The following is a 16312-nucleotide window of genomic DNA, read 5'->3' on the forward strand; positions in this document are numbered from 1 at the left end:
CGGATCCGGACGACCGCGACATCGCGACCTCCCGGCCCGAACACTTGGGGATGGCGGCCATGGCGCATGTCCACACCTGGTCGGGTCGGGCGTGCGTCGTCGACGGTTGCCGGACTCCGGAGCAGGCGAAGTCCCGGCCCGTCGGCGGGCGTCGAAGTCGTTGACATGGTCAAGACACGTCATTAGCATCCGGGAAACCCTGAAAGCGCTTTCCAGTTCATGCCTCGGACTTCCCCCCACGGGATCCACCCCCCCACAGGATCCACCCCCCACAGAGGACCCCCACATGAACCCACGACGGGCCCCACGGCCCACCGGGCGCACCACCACCCGGCGCAACACCGCTGTCGTCGCCGCCCTGAGCGCCGTGCTCCTGGTCGGCCCCGGCGTCGCCCAGGCCGCCCCACCGGCCGCGCCCGCGCCGCAGGAACAGGTCGCCGCGGCGACCATCACCTGGACGCTGGAACGGGCGAGCAACCCCACCGCGGACCAGCAGTCGGCGTACACCCTCATCACCTCGGCCATGAACGCCGCGGTGGCCCGCTACAACAACCTCAGCGACCTGGGGAAGTCCATCACCGTCCGCTACGACCCGAGCGTGCCCACCGCGGACGGCAACATCAACGGGACCATCCGCTTCGGCAGCAACCGCAGTTACATGACCGAGCGGACCGCGCTGCACGAGACCGCCCACACCATCGGCGTGGGCACGAGTGCGGGCTGGTCCTCCCTCGGCGGCAGCGGCACCTGGACCGGTGCGCAGGCCACCGCCCTCGTCCGGCAGTACGACGGCTCCTCGGCCAAACTGTCCACCGGCGGCGGGCACTTCTGGCCCTACGGCCTGAACTACGAGAGCGAGTTCTCCGGCACGGCGGCCGATCGCCATGTGCTGATCGTGGCCGCGATGGTGCGTGACGGTTTGTGATCCGAGGGGTTGGTGTCCGGGGGCGGCGGTAACCGCTCCCGGACCCGGCGTTCGAACGCAGGACCGGCCCGAGGGGGGCACGGCTCTTGTCGTCCGGCACGTCAACCGCGCGCACTGGAGGCTCCCTTGGACGTCCACGGCACCCCCGACCCTTCCCGGCCCGGCCCGTTCTCCCGTCGCAGATTCCTCCAGGCCGCAGGCGTCACCGCCACGGACACCGCCGTCGGGACCGTCCCCCCACCGGCCTCGGCGGCCCCGTCCCGTACGGTCACCCTCGTCCTGACCGCCGCCACCGGCGGGTCCGCGACACTCTCCCCGGCCGGTGACCGGCTCGTCGCCGAGGTCCAGAACGTGCTCTGGTCGGTTCCCCGCACCGGCGGCGCCGCAGTCGCGCTCACCGCGCCCGGCCTCGAACCCACCCGCCCGCAGTTCTCGCCCGACGGCAGCCGGCTCGTCGTGTGTGCCTACCGCGGCGGCGGCTTCCACCTCTGGACGCTGCGCCCCGACGGCAGTGACGTACGGCAACTCACCGACGGGCCCTGGGACGACCGCGGCCCCGCGTGGTCGCCGGACGGCACCCGGATCGCGTTCGCCTCCGAGCGCGGCGGCGACACCGTGACCGGCAGCCCGTACCGCGTCTGGGTCGTCGACGTGCGCAGCGGCACGACGACCCGGCTCACCGGACGCCCGGGGCAGCAGGGCCCGGCCCAGGGCGGTGCCTGGGAGGACTTCGACCCCACCTGGTCGGCCGACGGCGAACGTGTGCTGTTCGTGCGCGCGGCCGTCACCGCGACGGGCACCCTGCGCGCGGACACCATCGCCTCGGTGGCCGCGGACGGCACGGGACCGGTCGCCGTCGAGCACACCGACGACTCCGGCGCCCAGCTCATGACCCCGGCCGTGTCCCCCGGCGGCCGCCTCGCCCACCTGCGCACCACGCCCGCACCCACCGCCTCGTGCACCCTCGTCGTGGACGGCGGGCCGATCGCCGTCGACGGCGACGTCCTGCCCGCCCCGCCCCGCTGGACCGAGGACGAACGGCTCCTGCTCGCGGTCGACGGGCGGTTCCGTCTGATCGACCCCGAGTCGCCGGCGGCGGGGGAGGAGATCCCCTTCACGGCGGCGATGCCGGTGGAACGCCCCCGCTACCGCGGCAAGACGTACGACTTCGAAGGTGCCGGCGCCCGGCCGGTGCGCGCGCTCCATCTGCCCGCCCTCTCGCCCGACGGCCGCAGCGTCGCCTTCGCCGCCCTCAACGCCCTGTGGACCGCCGGGACTTCGGGCGGGCGCCCACCCCGGAAGGTCCTCCAGGTCCCGCCCACCCGCTATGTGCTGGGCCCGACGTGGACCCCTGACGGCACGGGCCTGCTGTACGCCGACGACCGTGACGGACTGTTCGCCGTACGGCGCCGGGACCTCGGCTCCGGCGAGGAGACCGTGCTCGCGGCCGGCGGCCGGGTCTTCCCCGCCCTCTCGCCCGACGGGGCCCGGCTGGCCTGTCTCGACATGTCCGGCAACCTGCTCGTGCGCGACCTCGACGACGGCAGCGAACGAACCCTCGCCGCACCGCTCGGCGCGGGTGGGCTGCCCGGCCGGCCCAGCTGGTCTCCCGACGGCAGGTACCTCGCCCTGTGCGATCGCAACCGGCTCAACCAGCGCTTCCGCGAGGGATACAACCTCATCAGGATCGTCGACACCGCCACCGGCACCGCCGCCCTGCACGCCCTCGCCCCGCACACCTCCCTCTCCGACCGCTACGACTCCGGCCCGGTCTGGTCGCCGGACGGCCGCTGGACGGCCGTCATCGCCGAGTCCGCCCTGTGGCTGCTGCCGGTCCGCGCCGACGGCACCCCCGACGGGGAACCGCGCCGCCTCACCACCGAGCCCGCCGACCATCCCTCGTGGTCCGCCGACGCCCGCACCCTGCTCTACCTCTCGGCCGGGACCCTGCGCCTGATCGACGTCGGCGTCGGCAAGCCCCGTACCGTACGGGTGCCGTTGGACTACCGGCGACCGCGCCCCGCCGACACCGTCGTGCGCGCGGGCCGGTTCTGGGACGGCACCGGACCGGACGTCCGGGAGGACATCGACCTCCTGGTCCGCGACGGCCGTATCGCGGAGGTCTCCGCACACCGGGGCGGCCGGCCGGCCGCACGACGGGTCGACGCGAGCGACCGCACCGTCCTGCCCGGACTGTGGGACGCGCACACCCACCCCTGGCAGAGCACCTACGGCGGGCGCCAGACCGCGCTGCAACTCGCCTACGGCGTCACGACCGCTGTGTCCCTGGGCGGCTTCGCCTACGAACAGGCCCGCATCCGGGAGGCGGTCGCCGCGGGCGCGCTCGCCGGACCGCGGCTGCTGGCCACCGGCGAACTGCTCGACGGGGCCCGCGTCGCCTACAGCATGGGCCGCGCCCACCGCACGCCCGAGGGGCTGCGCCGCTCCCTGGCGCGCGGGGCGGCGCTGGACTGGGACTTCGTGAAGACGTACGTGCGCGCCCCGGGCTGGGTGATGAAGGAGGCGGCGGACTTCGCGCACGAGCGGCTCGGTGTGCGCAGCGGAAGCCACCTCTGCACGCCGGGTGTTCAGCTCGGTCAGGATCTGACGACCCATCTGCAGGCCACGCAGCGGCTGGAGTTCGGACACGCGACCACCGCGACGGGCCGTGTGTACCAGGATGTCCAGGAGATCTACTCCAAGGCGGGCTTCCACCTGGTCGCCACCCCGTTCACGGCACTCGCCCTGCTGGGGGCGGACCCCGCGCTCGCGGCGGATCCCCGCGTCACCACCCTGATGCCGCCGTGGGACACCGCGTTGGTCCGACAGCTGTCCGGACAGCCGCCCACGGCCGCCCAACTGGCCACACTGAAAACCGAGTTGGACGTCTATCGACGGATCCTTGCCGCCGGCGGTCTCGTCGCGCTCGGCACGGACCAGCCGCTCGTGCCGGTCGGTCTGCATCTGCACCTCGCCCTGCGGGCGCTGCACCGCGGCGGCCTCTCGCCGGCCGAGGCGTTGCGCACGGCCACCGTGCTGCCCGCCCGGGTGTTCGGCGCGGACGCCGACCTGGGCACGCTGGAGGAGGGCAAGCTCGCCGATCTCACGGTCGTCGACGGTGATCCCTTCACCGACTTCGACACCCTGATCCGTACCGTCGCGGTGCTGCGCGGGGGCGTGCTCTTCGAACAGGCGGACCTCGTGGACGCCTTCGAGTCAGGGCGGCGCTCGAGCGCGGCCTCCGACGAGGAATGGCTCGCAGTGAGCCAGCATCTGAGGCGTGAGGGGTGCTGCGATCCGGGCACCGTGCTGTAGGGGACGCACAGCGATGCAGGTCTGACGACTGGGAGCCTATGGGTCCTTGGATCTGACTTGTCCGATTCCTGTGCGGCGCGCACCCTGGGTCTGTGAGGCCCCTCAGCGCGCGAATAGAGCAAGAATGGCCACTTTGGATCAAGGGAACGGTCACAGCGGGTGGTCATCCGATGTCGCGACGGTCACCCTCGGCCTGGACGGCACCGTCACGGGATGGAGCGAGGGCGCCCGGCGGCTGCTGGGCCACCACGCCCCGGAGGCCGTAGGGCGCCCCGCCGCCGATCTGCTCCTGGATGCGGGAGCCCCCGAGGCGAGCGGGCTCTCCCTGGCCGGCTCCGGGGAATGGACGGGCACGGCGACGCTGCGACATCGGGATGGCCACCGCGTCGAGGTGACCCTGCACGCCCAGCCGTCCCTGGGCGGCGACGGCACCGCCCAGGCCTTCGTCGTGGCCGTCACCCCGGCCCCCGCCGGGGCGGAACGCGACCACAGCATGGGGGAGTGGGCGTTCGACCAGGCCTCGATCGCGCTCTCCACCCACACCGCGCGGTCCGGCGTGTGGCGGCGGAACGCGGTCGCCCAGGGCGGGCAGCCGACCGGCACCGCCGCACCCGGCCTCGCGCCGGGCGACACCGCACGTGAGCGATACGCCCCCGCCCCCGCCGACGCGGGCTTCCTCCAGTGCGTCCGTCGGGTCGCCGAGGAGGGAACCGCCATTCGCTACGAGTGCCTGGCACCGGAACCGTCCTGCGCCCCCGGCGCCACGGCAGCCCCCACCGCACCTTTCTCCTCCGCCGGCCATCGCGCCTGGGTCATCGAGCTCTGGCCCGTGCGGGACCCCGGCACCGGTGAGGTCGTCGGCGTGGGCACCGCCGCCTTCGACAGCAGCGACCAGCACGCGGCCCGGCAGCGGCTCGCCCTGTTGCAGGAGGCGGGCGCCCGCGTCGGCACCACCCTGAACGTGACCCGTACCGCCCAGGAGCTCGCCGACCTGGCCGTGCCGCAGCTCGCCGACTTCGTCAGCGTGGATCTGCTGGACTCCGTGCTGCGCGGCGAGGAACCGGTGCCGGGACCGGTCGACGCGGACGTGGTGCTGCGCAGGGTCGCCCACCAGTCCGCGGCGGAGGGCGTGCCGGAGGCGGCCATCGACCTCGGCACGATGGACACCTACCCCCCGTTCTCGCCGCCCGCCCGCTGTCTGGCCGACGGGAAACCGGTGCTCAGCGGCGCCGCCGACCCGGACTTCGCCCGCTGGCTCGCCGGGCACGAGACCCGCACCGCGCGCAACGAGGCCTACGGATTCCACTCCCTCATGGCCACCCCGCTGCGCGCCCGGGGCATCACCCTCGGCGTCGCGGTGTTCGCCCGCATCAACGGCTCCCCGCCCTTCGAGCCGGACGACCTGCTCCTGGCCGAGGAACTCGCGGGCCGGGCCGCCGTCGGCGTCGACAACGCCCGCCGCTACACCCGCGAACGTACTAACGCCCTTACCCTCCAGCGCAGCCTCCTGCCCCGGGACCTGCCCAGACAGGCGGCCGTCGAGGTGGCGTACCGCTATCTGCCCGCCGGTACGGGAGCGGGGGTCGGCGGCGACTGGTTCGACGTCGTGCCCCTGTCGGGCACCCGCGTCGCCCTGGTCGTCGGGGACGTGGTCGGACACGGCATCCACGCCTCCGCCACCATGGGCCGGCTGCGCACCGCCGTCCGCACCCTCGCCGACGTCGACCTGCCCCCGGACGAACTCCTCACCCACCTCGACGACCTGGTCACCCACCTCTCCACGGACAAGCAGGACATCGCCCCCGACGAGCCGTACGTCGTCAGCGGCGAGATCGGCGCGACCTGTCTGTACGCCGTCTACGACCCCGTCTCCCGTGTGTGCACCTTCGCCAGCGCCGGTCACGTCCCGCCCGTCGTCCTGCTCCCCGACGGCACGGCCCACATCGTCGAGCTGACTCCGGGGCCGTTGCTCGGCATCGGAGGACTGCCCTTCGAGTGCACCGAACTGGAGCTGCCTGAGGGCAGCCTGCTCGCCTTCTGCACCGACGGCCTGGTCGAGGCGCGCGACCGTGACGTCGGCGCCGGGCTCGACCGGCTCCGTGAGGCCCTGACCGGCCCCGTCTCCTCCCTGGAAGCCACCTGCGACACCATCCTCAAGGCCCTGCTCCCCGCGAGCCCGGCCGACGACGTGGCCCTGCTCCTGGCCCGCACCCGCGCCCTGCACGCCGACCAGGTCGCCGCCTGGTCCCTGCCCTCCGACCCGGCGATCGTGGCCGACGCCCGCGCCCAGGCCACCCGCCAGCTGACCGCGTGGGGGCTGGAGGAGGCCGCGTTCGTCACGGAACTCGTGGTGAGCGAACTGGTCACCAACGCCATCCGCTACGGCGCCGTGCCGATCGGCCTGCGGCTCATCCGCGACCGGACCCTGATCTGCGAGGTCTCCGACGCCAGCAACACCGCCCCGCACCTGCGCCGCGCCCGCACCTACGACGAGGGCGGCCGCGGGCTGCACATGGTCGCCCAACTCACCCAGGGCTGGGGCACCCGCCAGACCGCCCTGGGCAAGACCATCTGGGCCGAACAGTCCCTCCCGGCCGGCTGACCATGGCACCGCACACCAGCAGCGACGACTCCGGCGCCGGCACGCACACGCTGGGGCTCCTCTACCCGCCCGCCGGCCGCCGGGGCGACTACACCACCATGCAGCTCGCCTTCGTCGGCGGAGTGGCCGAGACCGCGGCCGAGCACGGCTACGACCTGCTGCTGGCACCCGCCGGCACCCACGACGACCCCTCGTTCCCGCGGATGATCGACGACCGGCGGGTCGACGGCGTGATCGTCATGGAGATCCGCCGCGAGGACGACCGGATCGAGCGGCTGGCCGAGTCGGGCTTCCCCTTCGTGGCCATCGGCCGCAACCACCGCGCCGACGCGGCCGCCTGGGTCGACCTGGACTTCGCCGGACTGGCCGGCGCCTGCGTCCAGCACCTCGCCGACCTCGGCCACCGCAGGATCGCCTTCGTCAACCGGTCGGAACGGCTGTTCGACAGCGGCTACGGCTTCGCCCGCCTCGGGGACGAGGGATACACCGAGATGATGAAGAAACTGCTCCTCACCCCGCACGCCTACCTCTGCGGCGACGACCTCGCCTCGGGCGAGGAGGCCGTGGAGCGGATCCTGGACGACGACCCGGCGACGACCTCGCTGGTCACCCTGAACGAAGCCGCCCTGGAGGGCGTCTACCGCGGACTCACCCGGCACGGCCGCAGCGTGCCGCGCGACTTCTCCGTCGTCGGCGTCGCGGCCGGCCCCTGGGCCGAACAGGTGAACCCGCCGCTCACCGCGGCCGAGATACCCGCCAAGGAGATGAGCCGGGTCGCCGTCGAACTGATGGTGCGGCGGCTGCGCTCACCCGACGCGCCTCCCCGGCACGTCCTGCTGAAACCCCTGATCACCCTGCGCGCGAGCACGGGGCGCTGCCGACCGGTGCCGGGCTCGGAACCCGAGTCCGAACTCCCCGATTTCCCCGATTTCGACCTGGATTTCTGATACGTCGGTTTCTGTGCCCCGATCATCGAAACCCTGGGAGCAGAACATGTCGTACCCCCTCGACCGCCGTGACTTTCTGCGCACCTCGGGCGCGACAGCGGCCGCCGCCGCCCTCGGTGTCGGTGCCGCCCTCACCTCGTGCAGCTCGACCGAGTCGGGCCCGGTGACGCTCAGCTGGTGGGACTACTTCACCCTGGACAACTTCCAGCCCGGAATGAACCGCCTGATCAAGGACATCGAGTCCGGCGTCCCGAACGTCAGGATCGAGCGGCGGACCTTCCCGTTCGCGGAACTGGAACGGCAGATCACCCTGGGCGCGATCTCCGGCGATCTGCCCGACCTCGCGATCGTCGACAACGTCGCCATGAACACCCTCGGCGGCAGCGGTCTGCTGGCCGACCTCACCGCCAGAGTCGACGAATGGGGCCAGGCGGACCAGTACTACAAGGGCCCGTGGTCCGGCTGCCAGGTCGACGGAAAGACCCTCGGCATCCCCAACAACAGCAACTGCCTCGCCCTCTACTGCAACACCCGACTGCTCAAGTCCGCCGGTGTCGAACCCCCCACCACCTGGGAGGACCTGGCCTCCGCCGCCCAGAAGCTGAGCCGAGGGGACCGCCACGGGCTGGCGCTGAGCGCGATCAAGACCGAGGAGGGCGTCTTCCAGTTCCTGCCGTTCCTCTGGCAGGCGGGCGGCGACCTGGACACCTTCGCCACCCACGGCACCACCGCCCTGTCCTTCCTCGACGAACTGATTGCCAAGGGCTCCCTCTCCGAACAGTGCGTGGGCTGGACCCAGCAGGACGTCAACACCCGCTTCCTCAACCAGCGCGCCGCGATGCAGATCAACGGCCCCTGGCAGATCCCCGCCCTGAAGAAGGCGGACTTCGACTGGAACGTCGTCGCCCTTCCCCGCGACAAGGCGGCGGCCACCTGCCTGGGCGGCGAGAACTGGGTCGTGATGGCGAGCAGCAAGCACGTCGGAAAGGCGTGGGAGGTCCTGCAGTACACCCAGCGCCCCTCGGTCCTGGTGCCGTACCTGGTGGCCTTCGGCGAACTGCCCGCCCGCAAGGACCTCGCCGACCGGGGCAGCTGGGCCTCCGACCCGGCCCTGCGGCTCTTCCTCAGCCAACTGCCCCTCGCCCGCCCGCGCCAGTACGGCGCCCACTACGCCGAGATCTCCCAGACCGTCGCCGAGGCGGAGCAGGCCGTGCTCGCCGGGTCCGCGTCCCCGTCCGCCGCGGCGAAGACTGCGGCCGCGAAGATCGACAAGGCTCTGGGACAGCGATGAAGCAACCCTCCGGACACCGCCGCCGTACCGGCTACCTGTTCTGCCTGCCGGGCATGGCCTTCCTAGCCCTCTTCCTGGCCTACCCGCTCTGCTACACCGTGTGGACCTCCGTCCACGACGTCGACCTGGGCCAACTCCTGGGCGGAGCCGAGCGGTTCAACGGACTCGACAACTACCGGGCGGTGACCGGCGACCCGGCCTTCTGGCACTCGGTACGCCTCTCCCTGGTCCTCACCCTGGGCTCGCTGCTGCTCCAGTTCACGATCGGCTTCGCGCTGGCCCTGCTCTTCGCCCGCCCCTTCCCACTCAACGGCCTGCTGCGCTCCCTGCTGCTGGTCGCATGGCTGCTGCCCCCGGTGGTCAGCGGCACCCTCTTCCGCTGGATGCTGGACGCGGAATCCGGCGCCTACAACGCCCTGTTGCAGCCGGTCGGACTCTCCCACGACTGGCTCACCGACCCGTCCACCTCGATGGCCGGGGTGATCTTCGCCAACGTCTGGGTCGGCGTGCCCTTCAACATGCTGCTGCTCCTGGTCGGCCTGCACACCATCGACCCGCAGCTGCACGAGGCCGCCGCCCTCGACGGCGCGAACGCCTGGCAGCGCTTCCGCCATCTGACCCTCCCGCTGATGCGGCCGGTCTCGGTGACCGTCCTGCTCCTCGGGCTCGTCTACACCTTCAAGGTCTTCGACCTCGTCTTCGTGATGACCGGCGGCGGCCCCGTCGACGCCACCCGGGTGCTCTCCCTCTACGTATACGAGGTGTTCTTCACGTTCTTCCGGTTCGGACAGGGCGCGGCGGCGGGCCTGCTCCTGCTCGTCGTGCCGCTGCTCGCGGGCGTCGGGTACGTACGCCGGCTGCGGCGCGAGGACCGGGCGCCGGCGGGAGGCGCCGTATGAGGACAGCACCTCGCCCCTGGCTGCTGACCGTGACCGCCACGCTGATCACAGCCGTCTTCCTGTTGCCGGTGTACTGGATGGTGAAGACCAGCCTCACCCGGCCGGACCGCGTTCAGGCGCCCACCCCGCAGTGGATCCCCAGCCCCGTCACCGGCGAGAACTACTCGACTGCGCTGGGCTACGAGGGGCTGACCCGGGCCCTCCTCAACAGCCTCGTCATCGCCGGCGGGGTGGTCGCGCTCACCCTGCTGCTCGGCGTCCCGCTCGCCTACGCCCTCGCCCGGGTTCGGATGCGCGGCTCGGGCGCGATGGTGCTCGCGCTCCTCGTCGCCCAGCTCCCGCCCGCCATCGTGCTGGCCGCCCCGCTCTTCATCCTCGAACGCCGGGCCGGTCTCACCGACACCTACCTGGGGCTGATCGCGGCCGACACGACCCTGACGCTGCCCTTCGCGGTGATCGTGCTGCGTCCCGTGATGCGCGGTGTGGCCCCGGAGCTGGAGGAGGCGGCGCTGGTCGACGGATGCGGACTGCCAGGGGTGCTGCTGCGGGTCGTCCTGCCGCTCACGGTGCCCGGTGTGGTGGCGGTGGCCGGGCTGTCCTTCCTGCTCGGCTGGGGCGAGTTCCTGTTCGGCCTCACGCTCGCCCAGGGGCCGGACGTCCAGCCCGTCACCGTCCTGCTCAACGCCTTCGTCGGGCAGCACGGGACGTCGTGGGGCGCCCTGATGGCCACCGCCACCCTCATCAGCATCCCGGTGGTCTGTGTCTTCGCCCTCTTCCAGCGGTTCGTCGTCGGCGGGCTCACCGCGGGCAGTGTGAGGGGCTGAACACCATGCATCCCCGTGACAGCACACCCTGGGTGGCACCACCTCCGTCCCCGCATCCGGCCGCGCCGGATCCCCTGGCCGGTGTTTCCGTCGCCCACGCGGGCAACGACGGCGTGACTCTCGACGTACGCACGGCGGCCGGACGTACCGGCACCCTTCGCCTGCGTCCCGCGACGGACAACTGCCTGCGGATCACCCTGCGGTTGGCCGAGGCGACGAAGGCGCCCAGGGTCCGCGTCGTCACCGCACCGACGCACGCCACCTGCGCGGTCGAGCGGTCACCTGACACCCTCACCCTCCACCTCGGCTCACTGGCCCTTCACGTCCATCTGTCGCCCCTGGTACTGGAGTTGACAACCTGTCACACACGGCAGGCCACCGACGTGAGCGACCCCGGCGGCCGTACGACCGTCCTGCCCCTCGGCGTCAGCGAACTCGCGGACGGCCAACTTGCCTACCACGACAGCTGGATCACCGGACCCGACGAGCACTTCTACGGCCTCGGTGAACGCTTCACCGGCCCCGACCTGCGCGGCCAACGCGTCGACTGCTGGGTCCAGGACGCCCAGGGCTCGACCGGCACCCGCTCCTACAAGGCGGTCCCCTTCCTGCTCTCCAGCCAGGGCTACGCCGTCCTCGTGGACACCACCGCCGCCGCCTCCTTCGACCTGGCCCACAGCAACACCGGCGCCTGGTCGCTGACCGTCCCCGACGAGGTGCTCGACTACTACCTGATCACCGGCACCCCCGCCGAGTGCCTGCGGACCTACCGCGACCTGACCGGCCCCGCCCTGCTGCCCCCGGACTGGGCGTTCGGCCCCTGGATCTCCGGCGGCTTCCGCCGGGACAGCGCCGCCGAGGTGCGTGAGCGTGCCCACCGCGTCCGTGAACTCGGCTTCCCCTGCTCGGTGTTGCACATCGACACGTACTGGCAGCGGCACGGCTGCTGGTCGGACATGGAGTGGGACGCCGAGGCGTTCCCGGATCCGCGCGGGCTGATGACCGACCTCGCCGGACAGGGCTTCCACGTCTCGCTCTGGATGAACCCCTATCTCAGCGTCGACAGCCCGTACTTCACCGAGGCGGACCGCAACGGCTGGTTCCTGCGCACCGGTTCGGACACCACCTGGATCGGCCAGGTCTGGGGCGGCGCGCACCCGGACTCGGCCGTCCTGGACCTCACCCATCCCGGTGCCGACGACTGGTTCCGGGGCCGTGTCCGTCAGGTACTGGCCACCGGGGTGTCGGTGCTGAAGACCGACTTCGGCGAGGCGGTCCCCGTGGCGGCGGTCGCTCACAACGGCATGACCGGCGACCGGCTGCACAACCTCTACCCCCTCCTCTTCAACGACCTGGTCGCCGAGGTCACCCGCGAGGTGGCCGGCCACGGCCTGACCTGGAGCCGCTCGACCTGGACCGGCGGCCAGCGGCACGGCGCCAAATGGACCGGCGACTCCAACGCGAGCTGGCAGGACCTGGCCTCCACCCTGCGCGCGGGCCTCTCGCTCTCCTTCTCCGGGCAGCCCTTCTGGAGCCACGACATCGGCGGCTTCCACGGCACACCGGATCCCGAACTCTTCGTCCGCTGGGCCCAGTTCGGCCTCCTGTCGCCACTCAGCCGGTTCCACGGCATGACGTCCCGGCTGCCCTGGGACTTCGGCGAGGAGGCGTACACCGCCGTCCTGCACGCGGCCCGCCTGCGCACGAGCCTGCTGCCGTACGTCCGCTCGGCCGCCGCCGACGCGGTCCGCACCGGCGAGCCGCTCGCCCGCCCCATGGCCCTGGACCACCCGGGCCGCCCGGACGCCCACGCCGCCGACCTCCAGTACCTGCTGGGCCCCGACCTGCTGGTCGCCCCGCTGTACGCGCCGGGAGGACGGCGGCAGGTCTGGTTCCCGCCGGGGCGGTGGCGGCCGTACGACGGCGGCCGGGATCCGGTCACGGGCCCGCGATGGCAGCACGTCGAGCTCCCCCTCGCCACCGCGCCCCTCTGGGTGCGGGCCGGAGCGCACGTTGTGTGAGCGGGGTGTCGCACAGGGCCCCCGGTGTCGTGTGCCGACTGTCCGGGGCGCTCCCGAAGTGGGACTCTGGGACCAGAGAGGCATCCGCCGAGGGGACTCGGGAGGGCCTGATGGGACGTGACGTGCCGGCCCTGGTGTTCACGCGCGAGGACCGCCGCAGATACCGGGACAAGATGCACACCTGCCTCGACGTCCTAGCGCAGATGCTGCGCGAGTCGGGCTTCGAGAGTGAGCGCCCGCAGGTCGGGCTGGAGATCGAGCTCAACCTGGTGGGCGACGACGGCCTCCCCGCCATGCGGAACACCGAGGTGCTCCAGGCGATCGCCGACCCCGCCTGGGCGAGCGAGCTGGGCCGCTTCAACCTGGAGATCAACGTCCCGCCCCGCGGGCTGACAGCGGGCGGCCCCGGTTCCTGGGAGCAGGAGATCCGGGACGCGCTCAACCACGCCGAGGAACGTGCCTCGGCGGTCGGCGCGCACCTGATCATGGTGGGCATCCTGCCGACGCTGGGGGAGTCGGACGTGGGTGAGACAGCCCTGTCCGGCGATCCGCGCTACCGGCTGCTCAACGAGCAGATCTTCGCGGCACGCGGCGAGGACCTGCGCATCACCGTGGACGGAGTGGACCGGCTGGCGATGTACGCCGACGCCATCACTCCCGAGGCCGCCTGCACCAGCACCCAGTTCCATCTCCAGGTCGCCCCCAAGGAGTTCCCGGACTACTGGAACGCGGCGCAGGCCGTCGCGGGCGTACAGATCGCGCTCGCCGCCAACTCGCCCTTCCTCTTCGGCAGAGAGCTGTGGCGTGAGACCCGTATCCCCCTGTTCGAGCAGGCCACCGACACCCGTCCTCAGGAGATCAAGGCACAGGGCGTACGGCCCCGGGTGTGGTTCGGGGAGCGGTGGATCACCAGCGTCTTCGACCTGTTCGAGGAGAACGTGCGCTATTTCCCGGCCCTCCTGCCGATCTGCGACGACGAGGACCCCCAGCGGGTGCTCGACGCCGGCGGCGTCCCGGAACTCGGCGAACTGACCCTGCACAACGGCACGATCTACCGCTGGAACCGCCCCGTCTACGCCGTCACCGACAGCGGTCCGCACCTGCGCATCGAGAACCGCGTCCTGCCCGCGGGCCCCACGGTGGCCGACATCATCGCCAACGGGGCCTTCTACTACGGCCTGACGCGCGCCCTCGTCGACGAGGACCGGCCGGTGTGGACGCGGATGTCGTTCTCGGTCGCCGAGGAGAACCTGCACACCGCGGCCCGTGACGGCATCGACGCCCGCCTGTACTGGCCCGGGGTGGGCGAAGTGCCGGTCACGGAACTGGTGTTGCGGCGCCTGCTGCCCCTGGCCCACCGGGGCCTGGAGCTGGCCGGCATGGACGCGTCGTGGCGCGAACCGCTGCTCGGTGTCATCGAGCAGCGGTGTGTCACCGCCCGCAACGGGGCCGTGTGGCAGGCGGAGACGGTCCACCACCTGGAGAAGGCGGGCGTCCCCGACCGCCAGGAGGCGCTACGGAGGATGACGACGACGTACATGGACTACATGCATCTCAACGCGCCCGCCCACACCTGGCCCGTGGACTGATCACCGCCACTTCTCCGAAGGCGTCAGCGGCACCGCGGCGGGCCGCTCGACCGTCGTCGACAGCTCGATCCGCCGTCCCTCGGCGGACGAGCGGAGCAGGGCGGTCATCGTCTCCAGCACATGCAGGGCGAGTTCGCCGCTCGCCCGGGGCGCCCGCTGTCCGTCGGCCGTGACGAAGTCGAGCAGTCCGACGCCGCGTGTGCCGCCCGCGTAGCCCGCGGAGGGCGGAAGCGGCCGCCACTCGGGCTCGCCCAGTCCGAGGAGCCGTACCTCGCCCTCGAAGTTGTTCGGATCCGGGACCGTGAGGGTTCCCGTCTCACCGTGGATCTCGATCGGGGCCGCGGTGGTGGCCACGCCGTCGAAACTCGTCGTGATCGTCGTCAGGGTGCCGCCCTCGTGTTCGAGCACGCCGGTGACATGGCTGGCCACCTCGACCGGGATGCGTTCGCCCGCACGGGGGCCGGACCCGATGACCCGCTCGGACCGCAGCCGGCTCGACGCCCCGATCATGGCACGCACCGGTCCCAGCAAGTGCACCAGGGAGGACAGGTAGTACGGCCCCATGTCGAGGAGGGGGCCGCCACCAGGGGTGTAGTAGAAGTCGGGGTGCGGATGCCAGCGCTCGTGGCCCGGGCTGACCATGACGGCCGAGGCGAACAGGGGGCGGCCGACGGAACCGGCCTCCACGGCGGCCCGCGCGGTCTGGACGCCGGTTCCCAGGACGGTGTCCGGCGCACAGCCCACCCGCACGTCCGCCTTCGCCGCGGCCTCCAGGACCGCGTGGGCCTCGGCGAGGTCGGCGGCCAGCGGCTTCTCGCCGTAGACGTTCTTGCCGTGGCCGATGGCGCCGAGGGCGATCTCGGCGTGAGCCGCGGGAACGGTCAGGTTCAGCACCGTGTCGACGTCGGGGCTGTTCAGCAACTCCTCGACGGACAGTGCCTGTACGCCGGGCAGTTCGGCGGCGACCGCGGCCGACCGCGAGGCGTCGAGGTCGGCCACCGCGGTGACGCGTACCGCCGAGTGGCCGACGAGCGTGTCCAGGTAGGCGCGGGAGATGACGCCGAGACCTACGACGCCTATGCGGTGCGCGTCGCCCACAGCATGCCCCTCTCGATGACGGTACGGACGCTCGGGTTCTCGAGCACGTCGAGGCTGTGCCCGGGTGTCGTCACCACGACACGTCCGGCACCCCACTGGCGGGTCCACACCGCCGGTGAGGTGACCGGCCGTTGCCAGGGCTGCCACGGCCTGGCGGGATGGGTGGTGGTGGCCAGGACGTCGATCAGGTCGTCGTGGAGCACCCAGTACTGCTCGGTGTCCAGCTCGAAGTCCTCGACGCCCGCGGTGACCGGGTGTTCGCGGCCGAGTTCGGTGATGTCGACGGTGTGCGGGAGGTAGTTGTCCTCCGCGCCCCCGTGCCGCTCGCACGGTTCCTTGCCGGGGTGGGTCACGAACTGGCCGCCCACCAGGTGGAGATAGTCGGAGGAGGCACGGAACGAGTCGGCGATCCCGCCGTGCCAGCCGGTGAACCCGGTACCGGCCACGACCGCGGCGCTCAGTCCCGCCACCTGCTCCGCGGTGATCTCCGACATCGTCACACACTGCACCACGAGGTCGGTGGCGGCCATCTCGGCGGTGTAGGCGTAGATGTCGGGCGACTCCTCGATCCGGACGTCGTAGCCGTTGCCTTCGAGGAAGGGCAGGAACAACTCCGTTGCCTTGACCGGCTGGTGTCCCTCCCAACCGCCTCGGACCACCAGGGCTTTCTTCCGCGTCATCGTGCTCCTTCGTGGGGCAGAACAGGGTTCCTGAGGTGCTTTCCCCGAACGGGCCGACATTAGGGCTCCGGTTCACGACAACTTCGAGGTTGGTATGGACCTGTCAACGATGTGCGGCTAG

At 72.0% G+C, this 16312-nt stretch carries 11 protein-coding genes; 9 read left to right on the plus strand and 2 right to left on the minus strand.

Annotation, left to right across the window (positions count from 1 at the left end; genetic code table 11):
- Positions 1 to 286: 286 nt before the first annotated feature.
- The 9 genes from ACFYRX_RS19640 (at position 287) to ACFYRX_RS19680 (ending at position 14413) form a co-directional block, all read left to right on the plus strand.
- Positions 287 to 925: a hypothetical protein gene (locus tag ACFYRX_RS19640; RefSeq protein WP_389101185.1), complete on the plus strand. Its 639-nt coding sequence runs from the start codon at positions 287 to 289 to the stop codon at positions 923 to 925.
- Positions 926 to 1051: 126 nt separating this feature from the next.
- On the plus strand, positions 1052 to 4240 hold the full coding sequence (locus ACFYRX_RS19645) for an amidohydrolase family protein (RefSeq protein WP_389101187.1): 3189 nt from the start codon (positions 1052 to 1054) through the stop codon (positions 4238 to 4240).
- A gap of 124 nt (positions 4241 to 4364) precedes the next feature.
- Positions 4365 to 6842 (plus strand): SpoIIE family protein phosphatase, encoded by a 2478-nt coding sequence (locus ACFYRX_RS19650; protein WP_389101189.1) that lies wholly within the window; start codon positions 4365 to 4367, stop codon positions 6840 to 6842.
- Between the two features lie 2 nt (positions 6843 to 6844).
- Positions 6845 to 7789 carry a LacI family DNA-binding transcriptional regulator gene (locus ACFYRX_RS19655; RefSeq protein WP_389101191.1) on the plus strand — a complete coding sequence of 315 codons (945 nt, stop codon included), beginning with the start codon at positions 6845 to 6847 and terminating at the stop codon, positions 7787 to 7789.
- A 46-nt stretch (positions 7790 to 7835) separates the two neighbouring features.
- Positions 7836 to 9080: an ABC transporter substrate-binding protein gene (locus ACFYRX_RS19660; RefSeq protein WP_389101193.1), complete on the plus strand. Its 1245-nt coding sequence runs from the start codon at positions 7836 to 7838 to the stop codon at positions 9078 to 9080.
- Positions 9077 to 9979 (plus strand): carbohydrate ABC transporter permease, encoded by a 903-nt coding sequence (locus ACFYRX_RS19665; protein ID WP_389101195.1) that lies wholly within the window; start codon positions 9077 to 9079, stop codon positions 9977 to 9979. The genes ACFYRX_RS19660 and ACFYRX_RS19665 overlap by 4 nt, the downstream gene beginning before the upstream one ends.
- On the plus strand, positions 9976 to 10803 hold the full coding sequence (locus ACFYRX_RS19670; RefSeq protein WP_389101197.1) for a carbohydrate ABC transporter permease: 828 nt from the start codon (positions 9976 to 9978) through the stop codon (positions 10801 to 10803). Before ACFYRX_RS19665 ends, ACFYRX_RS19670 begins: the two co-directional genes overlap by 4 nt.
- A gap of 5 nt (positions 10804 to 10808) precedes the next feature.
- Positions 10809 to 12824: an alpha-xylosidase gene (locus ACFYRX_RS19675; RefSeq protein ID WP_389101199.1), complete on the plus strand. Its 2016-nt coding sequence runs from the start codon at positions 10809 to 10811 to the stop codon at positions 12822 to 12824.
- 110 nt (positions 12825 to 12934) lie between these two features.
- The gene (locus ACFYRX_RS19680; protein WP_389101201.1) at positions 12935 to 14413 is read left to right on the plus strand and encodes a glutamate--cysteine ligase; all 1479 of its coding nucleotides are present in this window, start codon (positions 12935 to 12937) and stop codon (positions 14411 to 14413) included.
- On the opposite strand, the gene ACFYRX_RS19685 is transcribed toward ACFYRX_RS19680, so the two are convergent.
- On the minus strand, positions 14414 to 15511 hold the full coding sequence (locus ACFYRX_RS19685) for a Gfo/Idh/MocA family protein (protein WP_389101203.1): 1098 nt from the start codon (positions 15509 to 15511) through the stop codon (positions 14414 to 14416).
- On the minus strand, positions 15490 to 16191 hold the full coding sequence (locus ACFYRX_RS19690; RefSeq protein WP_389101205.1) for a ThuA domain-containing protein: 702 nt from the start codon (positions 16189 to 16191) through the stop codon (positions 15490 to 15492). Before ACFYRX_RS19690 ends, ACFYRX_RS19685 begins: the two co-directional genes overlap by 22 nt.
- Between the last annotated feature and the right edge of the window lie 121 nt (positions 16192 to 16312).

The sequence above is a fragment of the Streptomyces sp. NPDC005374 genome (assembly GCF_042872225.1).
Classification (GTDB): domain Bacteria; phylum Actinomycetota; class Actinomycetes; order Streptomycetales; family Streptomycetaceae; genus Streptomyces.

Excerpts from the sequence above, each read along its gene's own strand:
- ACFYRX_RS19640 (WP_389101185.1), top strand. The coding sequence starts at position 287 with ATGAACCCACGACGGGCCCCACGGCCCACCGGGCGCACCACCACCCGG.
- ACFYRX_RS19650 (WP_389101189.1), top strand. The coding sequence starts at position 4,365 with ATGGCCACTTTGGATCAAGGGAACGGTCACAGCGGGTGGTCATCCGAT.
- ACFYRX_RS19655 (WP_389101191.1), top strand. The coding sequence starts at position 6,845 with ATGGCACCGCACACCAGCAGCGACGACTCCGGCGCCGGCACGCACACG.
- ACFYRX_RS19660 (WP_389101193.1), top strand. The coding sequence starts at position 7,836 with ATGTCGTACCCCCTCGACCGCCGTGACTTTCTGCGCACCTCGGGCGCG.
- ACFYRX_RS19665 (WP_389101195.1), top strand. The coding sequence starts at position 9,077 with ATGAAGCAACCCTCCGGACACCGCCGCCGTACCGGCTACCTGTTCTGC.
- ACFYRX_RS19670 (WP_389101197.1), top strand. The coding sequence starts at position 9,976 with ATGAGGACAGCACCTCGCCCCTGGCTGCTGACCGTGACCGCCACGCTG.
- ACFYRX_RS19675 (WP_389101199.1), top strand. The coding sequence starts at position 10,809 with ATGCATCCCCGTGACAGCACACCCTGGGTGGCACCACCTCCGTCCCCG.
- ACFYRX_RS19680 (WP_389101201.1), top strand. The coding sequence starts at position 12,935 with ATGGGACGTGACGTGCCGGCCCTGGTGTTCACGCGCGAGGACCGCCGC.
- ACFYRX_RS19690 (WP_389101205.1), bottom strand. The coding sequence starts at position 16,191 with ATGACGCGGAAGAAAGCCCTGGTGGTCCGAGGCGGTTGGGAGGGACAC.